Annotated in this window: 13 protein-coding genes; 10 read left to right on the forward strand and 3 right to left on the reverse strand. The window is 58.8% G+C overall.

Translation table 11 applies throughout. From position 1 onward, the window contains the following. Positions 1 to 16 precede the first annotated feature (16 nt). The 5 genes from glpE (at position 17) to KGA97_RS01250 (ending at position 6893) form a co-directional block, all read left to right on the forward strand. Entirely contained in the window at positions 17 to 346 is a 330-nt protein-coding gene (gene glpE / locus KGA97_RS01230) for a thiosulfate sulfurtransferase GlpE (RefSeq protein ID WP_008027054.1), read from the forward strand. A 296-nt stretch (positions 347 to 642) separates the two neighbouring features. Beyond that, positions 643 to 2565 (forward strand): PrkA family serine protein kinase, encoded by a 1923-nt coding sequence (locus KGA97_RS01235; protein ID WP_008027052.1) that lies wholly within the window; start codon positions 643 to 645, stop codon positions 2563 to 2565. A 204-nt stretch (positions 2566 to 2769) separates the two neighbouring features. Beyond that, on the forward strand, positions 2770 to 4041 hold the full coding sequence (locus tag KGA97_RS01240; protein WP_008035961.1) for a YeaH/YhbH family protein: 1272 nt from the start codon (positions 2770 to 2772) through the stop codon (positions 4039 to 4041). Then, positions 4038 to 5600: a SpoVR family protein gene (locus KGA97_RS01245; protein WP_008027050.1), complete on the forward strand. Its 1563-nt coding sequence runs from the start codon at positions 4038 to 4040 to the stop codon at positions 5598 to 5600. Before KGA97_RS01240 ends, KGA97_RS01245 begins: the two co-directional genes overlap by 4 nt. Before the next feature lie 63 nt (positions 5601 to 5663). Continuing rightward, positions 5664 to 6893 carry a multifunctional CCA addition/repair protein gene (locus KGA97_RS01250; protein ID WP_008035953.1) on the forward strand — a complete coding sequence of 410 codons (1230 nt, stop codon included), beginning with the start codon at positions 5664 to 5666 and terminating at the stop codon, positions 6891 to 6893. 82 nt (positions 6894 to 6975) lie between these two features. Here the strand turns inward: KGA97_RS01250 and folK are convergent, their stop codons facing one another. Both folK and folB read right to left on the reverse strand, forming a co-directional pair. Next, positions 6976 to 7494, reverse strand: coding sequence for a 2-amino-4-hydroxy-6-hydroxymethyldihydropteridine diphosphokinase (folK, locus tag KGA97_RS01255; protein WP_223480077.1), 519 nt, complete (start codon positions 7492 to 7494; stop codon positions 6976 to 6978). Next, positions 7485 to 7841, reverse strand: a complete 357-nt coding sequence (gene folB / locus KGA97_RS01260; RefSeq protein ID WP_150711139.1) for a dihydroneopterin aldolase — start codon at positions 7839 to 7841, stop codon at positions 7485 to 7487. Before folB ends, folK begins: the two co-directional genes overlap by 10 nt. Before the next feature lie 74 nt (positions 7842 to 7915). On the opposite strand from folB, the gene plsY reads away from it, so the two are divergent. After that, complete coding sequence (gene plsY, locus KGA97_RS01265) at positions 7916 to 8485, forward strand: glycerol-3-phosphate 1-O-acyltransferase PlsY (protein ID WP_008027042.1); 570 nt, start codon at positions 7916 to 7918, stop codon at positions 8483 to 8485. 23 nt (positions 8486 to 8508) lie between these two features. Here plsY and tsaD read toward each other — a convergent pair whose 3' ends face one another. Further along, positions 8509 to 9534, reverse strand: a complete 1026-nt coding sequence (gene tsaD / locus KGA97_RS01270; protein WP_008027039.1) for a tRNA (adenosine(37)-N6)-threonylcarbamoyltransferase complex transferase subunit TsaD — start codon at positions 9532 to 9534, stop codon at positions 8509 to 8511. Positions 9535 to 9733: 199 nt separating this feature from the next. On the opposite strand from tsaD, the gene rpsU reads away from it, so the two are divergent. The 4 genes from rpsU (at position 9734) to KGA97_RS01290 (ending at position 18194) form a co-directional block, all read left to right on the forward strand. Further along, positions 9734 to 9949, forward strand: a complete 216-nt coding sequence (rpsU, locus tag KGA97_RS01275) for a 30S ribosomal protein S21 (protein WP_002551877.1) — start codon at positions 9734 to 9736, stop codon at positions 9947 to 9949. A gap of 481 nt (positions 9950 to 10430) precedes the next feature. Further along, positions 10431 to 12410, forward strand: a complete 1980-nt coding sequence (gene dnaG, locus KGA97_RS01280; protein WP_192229274.1) for a DNA primase — start codon at positions 10431 to 10433, stop codon at positions 12408 to 12410. A gap of 67 nt (positions 12411 to 12477) precedes the next feature. After that, positions 12478 to 14325, forward strand: coding sequence for an RNA polymerase sigma factor RpoD (gene rpoD / locus KGA97_RS01285; RefSeq protein ID WP_008027035.1), 1848 nt, complete (start codon positions 12478 to 12480; stop codon positions 14323 to 14325). A gap of 122 nt (positions 14326 to 14447) precedes the next feature. After that, the gene (locus KGA97_RS01290; protein WP_223480078.1) at positions 14448 to 18194 is read left to right on the forward strand and encodes a bifunctional diguanylate cyclase/phosphodiesterase; all 3747 of its coding nucleotides are present in this window, start codon (positions 14448 to 14450) and stop codon (positions 18192 to 18194) included. Positions 18195 to 18197 lie beyond the last annotated feature (3 nt).

The raw sequence follows: 18197 nt of genomic DNA on the forward strand, positions 1-18197 counted from the left end.
GCCACAGGAGCCCGCCATGAGCGAATTCAAACGTATCCCCCCAGAACAGGCCCAGGCCCTGCGCGAACAAGGCGCAGTGGTAGTCGATGTTCGAGACCCGGCAACATTTGCCGCGCTGCACATCAGCGGCTCGAAGCATCTGGACAACCATTCCCTGCATGCTTTCATTCAGGGCGCAGACCTGGACGCACCGACGGTGGTGGTCTGCTATCACGGCAATTCCAGCCAGGGCGCAGCGGCCTACCTGATCAGCCAGGGCTTCTCCGATGTCTACAGCATGGACGGCGGTTTTGAGCTGTGGCGTACGACTTATCCTTCGGAAACCGCGCAAGGCACTTCCGAATAATTTTTTTGTAACGTGCAAGCCCCGGCTGCCGCGGGCTCGCGCGGTGGCAGACGAACGGTCTGCCACAACTAATTACGTATCTCGCCTTTACCTCCCGAATAAGCAACTATCCTTAAGCGCAGGCCATCCAAAACAGGGGAGAGCCGGTACACCGGCGCGCGGGTCATCGGGAGTAGCTTTCGGGGCGGTACGCTTTGAAAGGGTTCTGGGGGGTAAACAGCGACTGCATATCCGGTCGCTGCCAGCATCGACTGACTGATCCGGCGTCGGCTCCACGTATCGAGCGAGGTGACGTCATGAGTATCTTTAGCCACTTCCAACAACGCTTCGAGTCCACACGCCAGGAAGAACTCTCACTGCAAGAGTACCTGGAGCTGTGCAAAAAGGACCGCAGCGCCTACGTTTCCGCCGCCGAGCGTCTGTTGCTGGCCATCGGAGAACCGGAGCTGCTCGACACCTCGACCAACTCGAGGCTTTCGCGAATCTTTTCCAACAAGGTGATCCGCCGCTATCCGGCCTTTGAAGACTTCCACGGGATGGAAGAATGCATCGACCAGATCGTCTCGTATTTCCGCCATGCCGCTCAGGGCCTGGAAGAGAAAAAACAAATCCTCTATCTGCTCGGCCCCGTCGGCGGCGGTAAATCGTCCCTGGCCGAGAAGCTGAAACAGCTAATCGAGAAAGTGCCTTTCTACGCGATCAAAGGCTCGCCGGTTTTCGAATCTCCTTTGGGTCTGTTCAACGCCACCGAAGATGGCGCGATCCTCGAAGAAGACTTCGGCATTCCGCGGCGCTACCTCAACACCATCATGTCGCCATGGGCCACCAAACGCCTGGCCGAGTTCGGCGGCGACATCAGCCAGTTCCGCGTGGTGAAGCTCTATCCGTCGATCCTCAACCAGATCGCCGTGGCCAAAACCGAGCCGGGAGACGAAAACAACCAGGACATCTCGGCACTGGTGGGCAAGGTCGATATCCGCAAACTGGAAGAATTCCCGCAAAACGACGCCGACGCCTACAGCTACTCGGGCGCACTGTGCCGGGCCAACCAGGGCCTGATGGAATTCGTCGAAATGTTCAAGGCACCGATCAAGGTGCTGCACCCATTGCTGACCGCCACCCAGGAAGGCAACTACAACAGCACCGAAGGTCTGGGGGCGATTCCGTTTACCGGGATCCTGCTGGCTCACTCCAACGAATCGGAATGGCACACCTTCCGCAACAACAAGAACAACGAAGCCTTCATCGACCGGATCTACATCGTCAAAGTGCCGTACTGCCTGCGGGTCAGCGACGAAGTGAAGATCTACGACAAGCTCTTGTTCAACAGCTCCCTGGCCAAGGCGCACTGCGCACCGGACACGCTGAAGATGCTCGCCCAGTTCACCGTGCTCTCGCGCCTCAAGGAGCCGGAAAACTCGAATATCTACTCCAAGATGCGGGTCTACGACGGTGAAAACCTCAAGGACACCGATCCGAAAGCCAAGTCGATCCAGGAATACCGCGACAATGCCGGTGTCGACGAAGGCATGAACGGTCTGTCGACCCGTTTCGCGTTCAAGATTCTGTCGAAGGTCTTCAACTTCGATCCGCACGAAATCGCCGCCAACCCGGTGCATTTGCTCTACGTGCTGGAACAACAGATCGAACAGGAACAATTCCAGGCTGAAACCCGCGAACGCTACCTGCGCTTCCTCAAGGAGTACCTGGCGCCGCGTTACATCGAGTTCATCGGCAAGGAAATCCAGACCGCCTACCTCGAGTCGTACAGCGAGTACGGCCAGAACATCTTCGATCGCTACGTGCTGTACGCCGACTTCTGGATCCAGGACCAGGAATACCGCGACCCGGAAACCGGCGAGATCCTCAATCGCGTGGCGCTGAACGAAGAACTGGAGAAAATCGAAAAACCGGCCGGCATCAGCAATCCGAAGGATTTCCGCAACGAAATCGTCAACTTCGTGCTGCGCGCCCGTGCCAACAACAACGGCAAGAACCCGACCTGGCTCAGCTACGAAAAACTGCGGGTGGTCATCGAGAAGAAAATGTTCTCCAACACCGAGGACCTCCTGCCCGTCATCAGCTTCAACGCCAAGGCGAGCAAAGAGGACCAGCAGAAACACAACGACTTCGTCACACGGATGGTCGAGCGGGGCTACACCGACAAACAGGTACGACTGCTGTCCGAGTGGTACCTGCGGGTCAGAAAATCACAATAACCCGCTGCCGGTCAGACCGGTTGTCGTCAGCCAGAGGCCTGTGTACGCATTTTCTGTTACACAGGCCTCTGGAAGGTGTTCGAAAGTCGGTAGCGAGTTCAGGCAGCATCCAAAGCGCTTGGGGGAGCGTTGAATATCCCTTGGCCTTCGGTCCGATGCTGCATCACCGCTCGCCCCTTTCAGGACAGCTTCTAAGGAGCAGTCATGAGCTATGTGATCGACCGACGTCTCAATGGCAAGAACAAGAGCACGGTGAACCGTCAGCGGTTTCTGCGGCGTTACCGTGATCACATCAAAAAGGCTGTCGAAGAGGCGGTCAGCCGGCGCTCCATCACCGACATGGAACACGGCGAACAGATCAGCATTCCCGGCCGCGACATCGACGAGCCGGTGCTTCACCACGGTCGCGGGGGCAAACAGACCGTCGTGCATCCCGGCAACAAAGAGTTCACCAGCGGCGAACACATCGCCCGTCCGCCCGGAGGTGGCGGCGGCAGAGGGCCCGGCAAGGCTGGCAACTCGGGTGAAGGCATGGACGAATTCGTCTTCCAGATCACCCAGGAAGAGTTCCTCGAGTTCATGTTCGAGGACCTGGAACTGCCCAATCTGGTCAAGCGCAACCTGACCGGCACCGATACCTTCAAAACCGTTCGTGCAGGCATCAGCAACGAAGGCAACCCGTCGCGGATCAACATCATCCGCACCTTGCGCTCGGCCCACGCCCGACGAATCGCCCTGTCCGGCAGCAGCCGGGCGAAACTGCGCGAAGCCAAAGAGGAATTGCTGCGACTCAGGCAGGAAGAACCGGACAACTTCGGCGATATTCAGGAAATCGAGGCGGAAATAGAAAAACTCAGTGCGCGCATTCATCGCATACCGTTCCTCGACACCTTCGACCTCAAGTACAACCTGCTGGTCAAGCAACCCAACCCCAGCTCGAAGGCGGTGATGTTCTGCCTGATGGACGTGTCCGGCTCCATGACCCAGGCGACCAAGGACATCGCCAAGCGTTTCTTTATCCTGCTGTACCTGTTCCTCAAACGTAATTACGACAAGATTGACGTGGTTTTCATCCGCCACCACACCAGTGCCCGGGAAGTGGATGAGGAAGAATTCTTCTATTCCCGCGAAACCGGCGGCACCATCGTTTCCAGCGCGCTGAAACTGATGCAGGAGATCATGGCCGAACGCTATCCGAGCAACGAGTGGAATATCTACGCCGCCCAGGCTTCCGACGGCGATAACTGGAATGACGACTCGCCGATCTGCCGCGACATTCTGATCAACCAGATCATGCCGTTCGTGCAGTACTACACTTACGTTGAGATCACCCCGCGCGAACATCAGGCCCTGTGGTTCGAGTACGAGCGCATCGCCGAAGCCTTTTCAGACACTTTTGCCCAGCAACAACTGGTCTCGGCCGGGGATATCTATCCGGTCTTCCGTGAACTCTTCCAGCGCAGGTTAGTGACATGACCGCCAAAGAGCAGAAGCGCCAACCCATTTCCACCGGCTCCGAATGGACGTTCGAGCTGATCCAGGCCTACGACCGCGAAATCAGTCGTATCGCGGCTCGCTATGCGCTCGACACCTACCCTAACCAGATCGAAGTGATCACGGCCGAGCAGATGATGGATGCGTATGCCTCCGTCGGTATGCCGCTGGGTTATCACCATTGGTCGTACGGCAAACACTTCCTCAGCACCGAAAAATCCTACACTCGCGGGCAGATGGGGCTGGCGTACGAAATCGTGATCAACTCGGACCCCTGCATCGCCTACCTGATGGAAGAAAACACCATCTGCATGCAGGCGCTGGTGGTGGCTCACGCCTGCTACGGGCACAACAGCTTCTTCAAAGGCAACTACCTGTTTCGCACCTGGACCGACGCCAGCTCGATCATCGATTACCTGGTGTTCGCCAAGCAGTACATCATGCAGTGCGAAGAGCGCCACGGCATCGACGCGGTCGAGGACCTGCTGGACTCCTGCCATGCGCTGATGAACTACGGGGTTGACCGCTACAAACGCCCTTACCCGATTTCCGCCGAGGAAGAACGTCGTCGGCAAAAGGACCGGGAGGAGCATTTGCAGAAACAGATCAACGATCTGTGGCGCACCATTCCGAAAGGCGCGGACAAGTACAGCGACCGGGACAACGCACGCTTCCCCGCCGAACCGCAGGAAAACATCCTGTATTTCATCGAAAAACACGCGCCGCTGCTGGAGCCCTGGCAGCGGGAGATCGTGCGGATCGTGCGTAAGATCGCCCAGTATTTTTACCCGCAACGCCAGACTCAGGTGATGAACGAAGGCTGGGCCACGTTCTGGCATTACACCCTGATGAACGACCTGTACGACGAAGGCCTGGTCACCGACGGCTTCATGATGGAGTTCCTGACGTCCCACACCAGCGTGGTCTTCCAGCCGGGCTTCGACAGCCCGTACTACAACGGAATAAACCCCTACACCCTGGGCTTTGCCATGTACCGTGATATCCGGCGCATGTGTGAAACCCCCACCGAAGAAGATTATCGCTGGTTCCCGGAAATCGCCGGCACCGACTGGCTATCCACCATCAAGTTCGCCATGAGCAGCTTCAAGGATGAAAGCTTCATCCTGCAGTACCTCTCGCCGAAGGTGATCCGCGACCTGAAATTGTTCAGCATTCTCGATGATGACCAGAAGGACGACCTGCTGGTACCGGCCATCCACGACGAAGATGGCTACCGCACCATTCGGGAAACCCTGGCCGCGCAGTACAACCTGGGCAATCGCGAACCCAACATCCAGATCTACAGCATCGACCGCCGCGGAGACCGCTCCCTGACCCTGCGTCACCAGCAACACGACCGCAAACCGCTGGGCGAGTCCACCGAGGAAGTGCTTAAACACTTGCACCGCCTCTGGGGCTTCGACATTCACCTGGAAACCCTGCAAGGGGATCAGGTGATGAAAACCCACCACGTACCGCCCAGAAGCGAGCACAGCGAAGGCGAATACGGCCGGCTGGACCTGGCCGTCATTCATCTTTGATCCTGTTCGTGCCTCCGCAAGCTCGACGCAACGGTTATTCTGTCGGGCTAACGGAGGTTTTTTATGCGGATTTATAAAGTCGGCGGTGCGGTACGCGATCGCCTGCTGGGCAAACCTGTCACCGATATCGACTGGGTCGTGGTCGGCGCCACCACCGAAGAAATGCTCGCCAAGGGCTATCGCCCGGTGGGCGCGGACTTCCCGGTGTTTCTTCATCCAAAAAGTGGTGAGGAATATGCCCTCGCCCGGACTGAACGCAAAAGCGGACGCGGTTACGGCGGTTTTACCTTTCACGCCAGCCCCGAAGTCACCCTCGAAGAAGACCTGATTCGTCGCGACCTGACGATCAACGCCATGGCTGAAGACGATCAACAGAATTTGACCGATCCGTACCATGGCCAACGCGATCTCGAAGCTCGCGTTCTGCGTCACGTTTCCCCCGCATTCGCCGAAGATCCGCTCCGTGTTCTGCGCGTTGCGCGCTTTGCCGCTCGTTATGCGGAGTTGGGCTTCACCGTCGCACCGGAAACGCTGGAGCTGATGCGCCAACTCAGCGAGTCGGGCGAACTGGAGGCATTGACCGCCGAACGTAGCTGGAAAGAAATTTCCCGCGCACTGCTGGAAGATCAACCGCAGGTATTTATCGAAGTGCTGCGCGAGTGCGGCGCTCTCAAGGTGCTGATGCCAGAAGTCGATGCCCTGTTCGGCGTACCGCAACCGGAAGCTCATCACCCGGAAATCGACACGGGCGTACACACCTTGAGCGTGCTTGAGCAATCAGCGTTGCACAAACAACCACTGACTGTGCGCTGGGCTTGCCTGCTGCATGACCTGGGCAAAGGACTGACGCCGAAAGAAGACTGGCCGCGGCATATCGCCCACGAACACACCGGCCTGAAGCTGATCAAAGCGGTCAATGAACGCTTCAAGGCACCGAAGGACTGCCAGGAACTGGCTTTGCTGGTGGGGCAATATCACACCCATGGCCATCGCGCCCTGGAGCTAAAGCCCTCGACGCTGCTGGAGCTGCTGCAAAGTTTTGACGTCTATCGTCGTCCGCAGCGGTTTGAGGAGTTTATTGCGGCGTGTGAAATGGACGCGCGCGGGCGCAAAGGGCTGGAGCAGAGAAGTTATCCACAGGCGGATTATTTGCGCGGGGCGGCGAACGCTGCTCGCAGCGTGGCGGTACAACCGTTGCTGGAGAAGGGATTCAAGGGGCCTGAATTGGGAGAGGCGATCAAGCGTGAGCGGCTCAAGGCCTTGAAAGCCTACAAAGACGGGGCGTCTGCCTGAAAAGCATCGCGAGCAGGCTCGCTCCCACAGGTTTAGCGCAACCCTTGTGGGAGCGAGCCTGCTCGCGATAGCGTCATCAGCCTCACAGGAGATGCAATGGAGTCAACGGCTTCCCACGCCATTCAAACGCCACCGGCGCCAACACCTGATCAATCTGCGCTTCGCCCCACAACGTCGCAAAGCTTTTGCCTACACCCGGATGCACACGATCCGGCGCAATGAGCGACAACGGCCACAATACGAAGGCATTTTTCAGGATCTCTGCGCGCGGCAGAATCAATCCGTCGAAGTTGCCCACCAGATCACCGAACAACAGCACGTCGATATCCAGCGGCAAACCCTTGCGGTCCGGTGCATAGCGGCCGTTGTCCGCCTCGATGAATTTCAGTCGGCGGTCCAGTTCTATCAGCGGCAAATCGGTGTAAGCCGAGACCACGAAATTGAAGAACGGCCCGCTCTTGATCCCCACCGGCTGGCTTTCAAACACCGCCGAGCATCTTATATCCACCAGAAAACCCGCCAGGGCTTCCAGGCCAGCCTGCAAATGGGTTTCGCGCTCGATATTGCTACCGAGCCCGAGGTACACCTGAGTCAGCGACATCCGCGCTCGATCTCCACGCCCACACCACCGGTGGCCGCCGGGACGGCACCTGGCTTGGTCAGTTTGAGACGCATCCAGGTGACGTTGAACTCGCTCATCAGCACCTCAACCAGACGCTCGGCAAAGGTCTCGACCAACTGGAACTGCGCTTGCTCGGCAAAGGCCTGGATGCGCGACGAAACGCTCGCGTAATCGAGCGCCAGGGTCAGGTCATCACCCGCCGCGGCCGGGCGATTGTCCCAGGCGAAGCTCAGATCAAGACGCAAGCACTGTCGGATGCCTCGCTCCCAGTCGTAGGCACCGATCACGGTGTCGACTTCCAGGCCCTCGATAAACACTCTGTCCAAGCACTTTTCTCCGCTGCACGACAAGGGCGCAATGCGCCGTTAGAATCAGGGCGTCCTCGCCCGGAATAGTTAGCATGTTTTGGTTACTGGCGACTCTCGCCTACCTGCTCGGCTCTCTGTCCTTCGCCATTTTGCTCAGCCGCCTGACCGGTAACCCCGATCCGCGAATGAGTGGCTCGGGCAATGCCGGTGCCACCAACATGTTGCGTCTGGCCGGCAAGAAACTCGCCATCCTGACCTTGATCGGCGACCTCTGCAAAGGGCTGTTGCCGGTGCTGATCGCCGGTGTTGCGGGTCTTTCGCTGCAAGAACAGGCCTGGATCGGCGTTTGTGCCGTCATCGGTCACCTGTTCCCGCTGTATTTTCGCTTTCGCGGTGGCAAAGGTGTCGCCACTGCTGCCGGCATGTTACTGGGGCTTTACCCGCCAGCAGCCCTGCTGGCGGTCTGTGCCTGGCTGCTGACGTTCTACCTGACCCGCACCAGCTCACTCGCCGCACTGATCGCCACACCGCTGACCCTGCCGCTGCTGGCCTGGCAGGAACCGGCGGCCTTGCTGCCCATGAGCGCGCTCACGGGCATGATCGTCTGGCGTCATCGGGGCAATCTACGCGACCTGTTTGCCGGGCGCGAACGGCATTTTTAAATACCGGACGTGAGCGCCGCTCATCACAGCCCTGACAATTGCTCCATCGGCCAGCGTGCCTGCACGCTGATCGCCAGACTTTCGTGCTGACCGGCCTGCAAGCGCTGGCAGCCGGCAAACGCAATCATTGCGCCGTTGTCGGTGCAGAACTCCGGACGGGCGTAAAACACGTCGCCCTTCATGTCGCCGAGCATTTTTTCCAGTGAAGAGCGCAGCGCCTTGTTGGCGCTGACGCCACCTGCGATGACCAGACGCTTCATGCCCGCCTGTTTCAGGGCGCGCTTGCACTTGATGGTCAAAGTCTCCACCACGGCCTGCTGGAACGCCAGCGCGATGTCGCAACGGGCTTGCTCGCTGTCGTCCCCGGCGCTGACGCTCTGCTGCCAGGTGTTGAGGGCGAAGGTTTTCAGGCCACTGAAGCTGAAAGCCAGGCCCGGGCGGTCGCACATCGGACGCGGAAAAGTGAAACGTCCTGCAACGCCTTGCTCCGCCAGACGAGCGATTTCCGGACCGCCCGGATAATTCAGCCCCATCATCTTCGCGGTCTTGTCAAAGGCTTCACCGGCAGCATCGTCGAGGGTTTCGCCCAAGAGCGTGTATTGACCGATCCCGTCGACCTGAACCAGCTGCGTATGACCGCCCGACACCAACAAAGCGACGAACGGGAATTCCGGCGGTTGCGACTCCAGCATCGGCGCCAGCAAATGGCCTTCCATGTGGTGCACGCCGAGCGCCGGAATGCCCCAGGCAAAGGCCAGCGCCTGAGCGCAGGAAGCACCGACCAGCAGCGCCCCGACCAGCCCCGGACCCGCGGTATAGGCGATCGCGTCGATCTCGGTGGGCACGCAGCCCGCCTCGGCCAACACCTGACGAATCAAGGGCAGCATGCGTTTGACGTGGTCACGCGAAGCCAGCTCCGGCACCACGCCACCATAGGCGCGATGCAGGTCGATCTGGCTGAACAGCGCGTCGGCCAGCAAGCCGCGTTCACTGTCATATAATGCGACACCGGTTTCGTCGCAGGAGGTTTCTAATCCCAGTACTAGCATGGGTTTGCGCCTTGTTTAGGCTGAATTCGAAGGCGCGCATAATAGTCGCCATGTGATGCCCCGACTAGCGGTTTTCGATCAGAGGCTTTGCATTCCGAGCGATGAGGGGTTAACATCCGCAACCCTTAAAAACCGACGTCTTCAAGTGCTCTTTTGCCGCGAGGATGTTGACCCCGGTAATGAATGAAGGTAGCTCTGGATGCCAGCCGTCAAAGTAAAAGAGAACGAACCCTTCGACGTAGCTCTGCGTCGTTTCAAGCGCTCCTGCGAAAAAGCCGGTGTACTGGCTGAAGTTCGTAGCCGCGAATTTTACGAGAAGCCAACTTCTGAGCGTAAGCGCAAAGCAGCAGCCGCTGTTAAGCGTCACGCCAAGAAAGTTCAGCGCGAACAGCGCCGCGCCGTTCGTCTGTACTAATACACAGACGTTCGTAGCAAGCTTCTGCCAAGCCCGGCCCTCAGCCGGGCTAATGGCATTTGCGGACAACGCTTGATGCTTCACCGTCAAAGCCGCAGACGCGACCGAGACAAACCTGCTTCACAGCGTCAGACCTGGCTCTTTTGCCAGCGGTGCACGTCTTTTCTGACGAGCCTTCCAAGGCTACTGACGAGCACACCCACTGATTCCTCTCACGACGATCAGCCCAAGGCACCTTCTTGCGTGCCCGCTTATGAGCTATCCGAGGCCATCGACTGGCCGCAGCGGATTCAGCGAAACACTTTCAAATAGTCGAATACTGATTGGTATTAACGTCAGTGGATTTTCGGCAGATACACTTCCCGACAGCGATTACGCAGACGACACTGGTCGAGCCGCACACTTTGCGCGCCTCAAGCAATGACCCGCGTTCGCCGGCCCTTCGTTTTGGGTCCATTTCAGCGCAGATGACGAGACCGCCATGGCCGGGCTAATTCCCCAGAGCTTCATTGACGACCTTCTGAACCGCACCGACATCGTCGATGTGGTCAGCTCGCGCCTGCAACTGAAAAAGGCCGGCAAGAACTACACTGCCTGCTGCCCGTTCCACAAAGAAAAAACCCCTTCCTTCAGCGTCAGCCCCGACAAGCAGTTCTATTACTGCTTCGGCTGCGGTGCTGGCGGTAACGCCCTCGGCTTCATGATGGACCACGACAACCTGGACTTCATCCAGGCTGTCGAAGAACTGGCCAAAGCCGCCGGCATGGAAATCCCCCGCGAAGAAAGCGGCCGGCCGCACAAACCGCGGCAGCCGACCGATTCGCCGCTGTACCCGTTGCTCACTGCCGCCGCCGATTTCTATCGTCAGGCACTGAAAAGCCATCCGTCGCGCAAAGCCGCGGTGGATTACTTGAAGGGTCGCGGACTGACCGGCGAGATCGCCCGGGACTTCGGCCTCGGTTTCGCTCCGCCCGGCTGGGACAATCTGTTCAAGCACCTGAGCAGCGACACGCTGCAACAGAAAGCCATGGTCGATGCCGGCCTGCTGATCGAAAACGCCGAAACCGGCAAACGCTATGACCGCTTCCGCGATCGCGTGATGTTTCCGATCCGCGACAGCCGCGGGCGCATCATCGCTTTCGGTGGCAGGGTATTGGGCGATGACAAACCGAAATACCTGAACTCACCGGAAACCCCGGTATTCCATAAAGGCCAGGAACTCTACGGCCTTTATGAAGCACGCAAAAACAACCGTAACCTCGACGAAATCATCGTCGTCGAAGGCTACATGGACGTCATCGCCCTCGCCCAGCAAGGCCTGCGCAATGCCGTCGCCACACTCGGCACCGCCACCAGCGAAGAGCACTTGAAGCGTCTGTTTCGCGTCGTGCCCAACGTTTTGTTCTGCTTCGACGGCGACCAGGCTGGCCGTAACGCCGCATGGCGAGCACTGGAAGCCACCCTGCCCTGCCTGCAAGACGGGCGACGGGCGCGCTTCCTGTTTCTGCCCGAGGGCGAAGACCCGGATACGCTGGTCCGCTCCGAAGGCACCGATGCTTTCCGCGCGCGGATCAACCAGCACGCGCAGCCATTGGCAGACTACTTTTTCCAGCAACTGACCGAGGAATCGGACCCGCGCTCGCTCGAAGGCAAGGCCCACATGGCCACCCTTGCGGCGCCGCTGATCGACAAGGTTCCGGGCGCGAACCTGCGGATCCTAATGCGCAAGCGCCTGTCCGAAATCACCGGGCTCAGTGGCGAAGCCGTGAGCCAGCTGGTGCAAAGCGCACCTCAGGACGCGCCGCCTGCCTACGACCCGGGCATCGATTACGACGCGATGCCGGATTACGGCGATTACCATCAGCCGCAGGCACAAGAGATGTACGTGCCGCAGCAGGAATGGACACCGAAGAAACCCGGCGCCGGCGGCAAGAAATGGGACAAGAAACCGTGGGATAAAAATGGCAAGCGTGGCGGTGATCGCGATCAACAAAGCGCCCCGCGCACACCGATTGCCGTGGAAGCCCCGACCCTGATTGCGCTTCGCACGCTCATTCATCATCCGGAACTGGCTGGCAGGGTAGAAACCGCCGATCACTTCGCCAATGAGAGCAACACCTACGCGCAATTGCTGGTGGCCCTTATCGAGGCCGTGCAAAAAAATCCTAAGCTAAACTCAATTCAGTTAATGGCCCGCTGGCACGGGACGGAGCAGGGACGTCTTCTCAAAGCATTGGCGGAAAAGGAATGGCTGATTGAAGGCGGCAACCTTGAACAACAGTTTTTAGACACCATTACTAGGCTATCAGCCGGTCAACACACCGATAGCCTGGAAGCACTTATCAGAAAAGCAAGACAGCCGGGATTGACCGCAGAGGAAGCAAATCAGATCGCAAATCAGATGCGCGACCTATTAAAACGCAATATGACTGTACCAAACCCGACCTCAACTGGCGCGTGAGGTCATAGCTCAGGTATAATCCTCGGCTTGTTTTTTGCCCGCCAAGACCTTCAGTGGATAGGGTGTTATGTCCGGAAAAGCGCAACAGCAGTCTCGTATCAAAGAGTTGATCACACTTGGTCGTGAGCAGGGCTACCTGACTTACGCGGAGGTCAACGACCACCTGCCGGAGGATATTTCAGATCCGGAACAGGTGGAAGACATCATCCGCATGATCAATGACATGGGGATCAACGTATTCGAGGTTGCGCCAGATAAGGATTCCCTTATGCTGGCCGACGCCGATACCGACGAAGCCGCGGCCGAAGAGGCAGCAGCAGCGTTGGCAGCGGTCGAAACCGACATCGGTCGCACCACCGACCCGGTGCGCATGTACATGCGCGAAATGGGTACGGTAGAGCTCCTGACACGTGAAGGCGAAATCGAAATCGCCAAACGTATTGAAGAAGGCATCCGCGAAGTGATGGGCGCAATTGCGCACTTCCCTGGCACGGTTGACCATATTCTCTCCGAATACACTCGCGTCACCACCGAAGGTGGCCGCCTGTCCGACGTCCTGAGCGGTTATATCGACCCGGACGACGGCATTGCGCCGCCTGCTGCAGAAGTGCCGCCGCCAGTCGATCCGAAAGCCGTGAAAGCGGACGACGATACCGACGACGATGACGCCGAAGCTTCGGATGACGAAGAAGAAGCCGAAAGCGGTCCGGATCCGATCATCGCCGCACAGCGTTTTGGCGCTGTCGCTGATCAGATGGAAATCACCCGCAAGGCTCTGAAAAAGCACGGTCGCAACAACAAAGCAGCTATCGCTGAACTGTTGGCCCTGGCTGAGCTGTTCATGCCGATCAAACTGGTGCCGAAGCAATTCGAAGGCCTGGTCGAGCGTGTTCGCAGTGCCCTGGATCGTCTGCGTCAGCAAGAGCGCGCGATCATGCAATTGTGCGTGCGTGATGCCCGTATGCCGCGTGCCGACTTCCTGCGCCAGTTCCCGGGCAATGAAGTTGACGAAAGCTGGAGCGACGCTCTGGCCAAAGGCAAAAGCAAATATGCTGAAGCCATTGGTCGCCTGCAGCCGGACATCATTCGTTGCCAGCAGAAGCTGACCGCGCTGGAAACCGAAACAGGTTTGACGATCGCCGAGATCAAGGACATCAACCGTCGCATGTCGATCGGTGAGGCCAAGGCCCGCCGCGCGAAGAAAGAGATGGTCGAAGCGAACTTGCGTCTGGTGATCTCCATCGCCAAGAAGTACACCAACCGTGGCCTGCAATTCCTCGATCTGATCCAGGAAGGCAACATCGGTTTGATGAAAGCGGTAGACAAGTTCGAATACCGCCGCGGCTACAAATTCTCGACTTATGCCACCTGGTGGATCCGTCAGGCGATCACTCGCTCGATCGCCGACCAGGCCCGCACCATCCGTATTCCGGTGCACATGATCGAGACGATCAACAAGCTCAACCGTATTTCCCGGCAGATGTTGCAGGAAATGGGTCGCGAACCGACCCCGGAAGAGCTGGGCGAACGCATGGAAATGCCTGAGGACAAGATCCGCAAGGTATTGAAGATCGCTAAAGAGCCGATCTCCATGGAAACCCCGATCGGTGATGACGAAGACTCCCATCTGGGTGACTTCATCGAAGACTCGACCATGCAGTCGCCAATCGATGTTGCTACCGTTGAGAGCCTTAAAGAAGCGACTCGCGAAGTCCTGTCCGGCCTCACTGCCCGTGAAGCCAAGGTTCTGCGCATGCGCTTCGGTATCGACATGAATACCGACCACACGCTTGAAGAGGTTGGTAAGCAGTTCGACGTGACCCGTGAACGGATTCGTCAGATCGAAGCCAAGGCGCTGCGCAAGCTGCGCCACCCGACGAGAAGCGAGCATCTGCGCTCCTTCCTCGACGAGTGATCACAAAACCCCCGGCCCAGGCCGGGGGTTTTGCTTTATGCAGATTAAATCCCCCGCACTTCCCTCCCGCCGAATTGCCCGTCTACACTCGAAACATTCCCCCGAGCCATAACGAGACCGTTATGCCCAGAATGCCGACCGTGCTTTTTTTGCTGTCGCTGATGACCTGGACCGCAACGGCTGGCGCGCTGACTCTGACCGACGAAGAACGTAGCTGGTTGACGGCCCACCCTGACTTACGCTTGGGTGTCGATGCGTCATGGCCACCCTTTGAGTTTCGTGACGATCAGGGCCGCTATCAGGGCCTTGCGGCGGATTACATCGACCTGATTCGCCAACGCCTGGCCATCAAGCTCACGCCCATCGAGCCTGTGAGCTGGACGGCTGTGCTTGAGCAGGCCAAACAAGCGAAACTGGATCTGTTGCCAGGCATCATGTCGACCCCGGAGCGTCAGAAATACCTGGCGTTTACGCGCCCCTACCTCGACTTTCCGATCGTCATCCTTGCCCACGTCGGAGGCGCTCAACCGCACAAGCTTGAAGAGTTGTACGGTCTGAAAATCGCCGTAGTGGAAAACTACGCGCCTCATGAACTGCTGCGCACTCATCACCCCGACCTGAATCTGGTGGGCATGCCCAACGTCAGTTCAGCCTTGCAGGCACTGGCGACCGATGAAGTGGACGCGGTGGTCGGCGATCTCGCTTCCAGCGTCTGGAGCTTGCGCCAACTCAAGCTCGATGGGCTCTATGTCAGCGGCGAGACGCCCTATCGCTATCAACTGGCCATGGGCGTGCCTCAGAACAAGAAGATTCTGGTCGGCATCCTCGACAAAGTCCTGGCAGACATGACACCGGCAGAAATCAGCGCCATCCAGGAACATTGGGTCGGTAACGTCCTCGATCATCGAACCTTCTGGTCCGATCTGATCGTTTACGGCCTGCCGGGGTTGCTGTTGCTGATCACCGTGCTGGCGGTGGTCATCCGGATCAATCGCCGACTGAGTTCGGAAATCTCCCGCCGCGTCGACCTTGAACAGGAACTGCGCAGCAGCGAATACCATTATCGCGGGCTGGTGGAGAGCCTTTCGGCCATTGCCTGGGAAGCGCGGATCACCGATTTCACCTACAGCTATGTGTCGCCCCACGCCGAAGAATTGCTTGGTTATCCCCTGTCCCATTGGCTGATTCCGGGGTTCTGGCGCAACATCATCCACCCCGCCGACCTGACTCGCGCCCAGACCTTCTGCGATCACGAAGTCCTGGCCGGGCGCGATCACAGCCTCGATTACCGGGTCATCACCGCCGACGGCCGTTGCCTGTGGGTGCGCGACATCGTCAGCCTGATCGAGCACGGCCATGAACCGGTGATGCGCGGGCTGATGATCGACATCAGCGAAACCAAGCGCACCGAAGAGGCGTTGCGCCTGTCGGAGCAGAAGTTTGCCTCGGTGTTCCAGCAATGCCCGGACATTCTGGTCATTGCGCGGCTGTCGGATGGCTGCCTGCTGGAAGTCAACGAAGCGTTCGAGGAGCAGATTGGTCTCAAAGCCGAGGAAGTCATCGGTCAGACCGCCACCGACCTGAACATCTGGGGCATACCCGGCGTTGGGCCAGGTCTGTTGCAACGCTTGCAGGCCGGCAGCATCCGTAACCTGGAGATGCCCTTTCGCCGCAGCAATGGCCAAGTGTTTACCGGCCTGATCTCCGCCGAACCTTTCGATCTCGATACGACCCCGGCGTTGGTGGTGGTTGTGCGCGATATCAGTAAGCTCAAGGAAACCCAGCAACAGCTGCAAACGTCCGAAGAAAAATTCGCCAAAGCCTTCCACGCGTCCCCCGACGGTTTGCTGCTGTCCCGGCAGAGCGATGGCTTGCTGCTGGAGGTCAACGAAGGCTTCAGCCGCATTACCGGTTTCAACAGTGCGATGTCGGTGGATCGTTCGGCGCTTGAGCTGGGGATCTGGGTCAACCTCAACGAACGCAAACAGATGCTCGACCTGCTGCACCGGGATGGTTTCGTCCGTGACTTCAGTTGCCATATCCGCCGCAGCGACGGGCAGATCCGCCTCTGCGAGGTGTCCAGCCGACCGCTGCCGATCGGCGATGAAGACTGCATGCTGACCATCGCCCGGGACATCACCGAGCGACACCTGATGCAGGAAAAACTGCAACAAGCCGCGACGGTGTTCGAGAGCACCGCCGAGGGGGTTTTGATCACCGACACGCAGCAACACATCAGCGCGGTCAACCGCGCGTTTACCGAAATTACCGGCTACAGCGAAAGCGAAGCACTGGGCCACACCCCGCGCCTGCTTGCCTCAGGCCTGCATGACAGCGCCTTCTACGCCGCCATGTGGCATCAACTGACCGCCGAAGGCCATTGGCAGGGCGAGATTTCCAACCGGCGCAAAAACGGCGAGTTGTACCCGAGCTGGCTGACCATCAGCGCCGTGCGCAACCGCGACAAGTTCATCACCCACTTTGTTGCCGTGTTTGCGGACATTTCCAGCCTGAAGCACGCGCAAGCCAAACTCGATTATCAGGCGCACCACGACCCGCTCACCGGCCTGCCCAACCGCACACTGTTCGAAAGCCGGCTGCTGACCGCGCTCAACAACCAGCAGGAAAACGGCGGCCAGGGCGCGGTGTTGTTCCTCGACCTGGACCGCTTCAAACACATCAACGACAGCCTCGGCCACCCGGTCGGCGACCTGCTGCTCAAGGGCATCGCCGTGCGTCTGAAGGAGCAGTTGCGTGATATCGACACCGTGGCGCGACTGGGCGGCGACGAGTTCATCATCCTGCTACCGGGCCTGCAGCAATCCACCGACGCCGACAATATCGCAACCAAGTTGCTCAACTGCTTCAGCGCGCCATTCCAGGCGGGCGAGCATGAGTTCTTCATCAGCGCCAGCATCGGCACCAGCCTGTATCCCAAAGACGGCTGTGACGTCGCCACGCTGGTCAAAAACGCCGACGCGGCGATGTATCGCTCCAAGGCCAAGGGCCGCAACCGGGTCGAAAGCTATACCCGCGACCTGACCGCCCAGGCCAGCGAGCGCGTCGCACTGGAGCACGAACTGCGCCGTGCCATCGAGCGCAATGAGCTGTCCCTGTGTTACCAGCCCAAAATCAGCCTGGAGGACCATCGCCTTGTCGGCGCCGAAGCGCTGATCCGCTGGCATCACCCGACCTTCGGCGCCGTGCCGCCCGAGCACTTCATTCCGCTGGCCGAAGAGAACGGGATGATTCTGCAAATCGGCGACTGGGTGCTCGAGACCGCGTGTCGGCAGATGTACGAATGGAATCAGACCTATGAATGCCTCGGCCCGCTGTCGGTCAACCTCGCAGGCGCACAACTGCGTCAACCCAACCTGCTCGGCCGGATCGAACAACTGCTCAAGGACAACGGTCTTCAGCCCGGGTTATTGCAACTGGAAATTACCGAGAACTTCATCATGAGCCAGGCCGAGGAAGCGCTGGCGGTGCTGCATCAACTCAAACACCTGGGTGTGCAACTGGCCATCGACGACTTCGGCACCGGCTATTCCTCCCTGAGCTACCTCAAACGCCTGCCGCTGGATATTCTCAAGATCGACCAGTCTTTCGTCCGCGGCCTGCCGGATGATCCCCACGATGCGGCAATCGTTCGCGCCATCATCGCGCTGGGCCGCAGCATGCAATTCACCGTGATAGCCGAAGGCGTCGAGACCCTGGCGCAGCAACTATTTCTCGCCGAAGAAGGCTGCGAACAGATTCAGGGCTACATCGTCAGCTTGCCATTGCGGGCGGACGAATTCGCCGCGACGTTTCTTCGTATAGCCGTATCGGATTTTTCGGATAGCACAGCCGAGAAACCGTCGCTATAATCC

It is taken from the genome of Pseudomonas sp. BF-B-15, from assembly GCF_019946675.1.
Taxonomy (GTDB): Bacteria; Pseudomonadota; Gammaproteobacteria; order Pseudomonadales; family Pseudomonadaceae; genus Aquipseudomonas; species Aquipseudomonas migulae.

Bases quoted from the DNA above. Each gene is read 5' to 3' on its own strand.
- dnaG (WP_192229274.1), top strand. From the start codon at position 10,431: ATGGCCGGGCTAATTCCCCAGAGCTTCATTGACGACCTTCTGAACCGC.
- KGA97_RS01240 (WP_008035961.1), top strand. From the start codon at position 2,770: ATGAGCTATGTGATCGACCGACGTCTCAATGGCAAGAACAAGAGCACG.
- KGA97_RS01250 (WP_008035953.1), top strand. From the start codon at position 5,664: ATGCGGATTTATAAAGTCGGCGGTGCGGTACGCGATCGCCTGCTGGGC.
- plsY (WP_008027042.1), top strand. From the start codon at position 7,916: ATGTTTTGGTTACTGGCGACTCTCGCCTACCTGCTCGGCTCTCTGTCC.
- tsaD (WP_008027039.1), bottom strand. From the start codon at position 9,534: ATGCTAGTACTGGGATTAGAAACCTCCTGCGACGAAACCGGTGTCGCA.
- KGA97_RS01245 (WP_008027050.1), top strand. From the start codon at position 4,038: ATGACCGCCAAAGAGCAGAAGCGCCAACCCATTTCCACCGGCTCCGAA.
- KGA97_RS01235 (WP_008027052.1), top strand. From the start codon at position 643: ATGAGTATCTTTAGCCACTTCCAACAACGCTTCGAGTCCACACGCCAG.
- KGA97_RS01290 (WP_223480078.1), top strand. From the start codon at position 14,448: ATGCCCAGAATGCCGACCGTGCTTTTTTTGCTGTCGCTGATGACCTGG.
- folK (WP_223480077.1), bottom strand. From the start codon at position 7,494: ATGTCGCTGACTCAGGTGTACCTCGGGCTCGGTAGCAATATCGAGCGC.
- rpsU (WP_002551877.1), top strand. From the start codon at position 9,734: ATGCCAGCCGTCAAAGTAAAAGAGAACGAACCCTTCGACGTAGCTCTG.
- glpE (WP_008027054.1), top strand. From the start codon at position 17: ATGAGCGAATTCAAACGTATCCCCCCAGAACAGGCCCAGGCCCTGCGC.
- rpoD (WP_008027035.1), top strand. From the start codon at position 12,478: ATGTCCGGAAAAGCGCAACAGCAGTCTCGTATCAAAGAGTTGATCACA.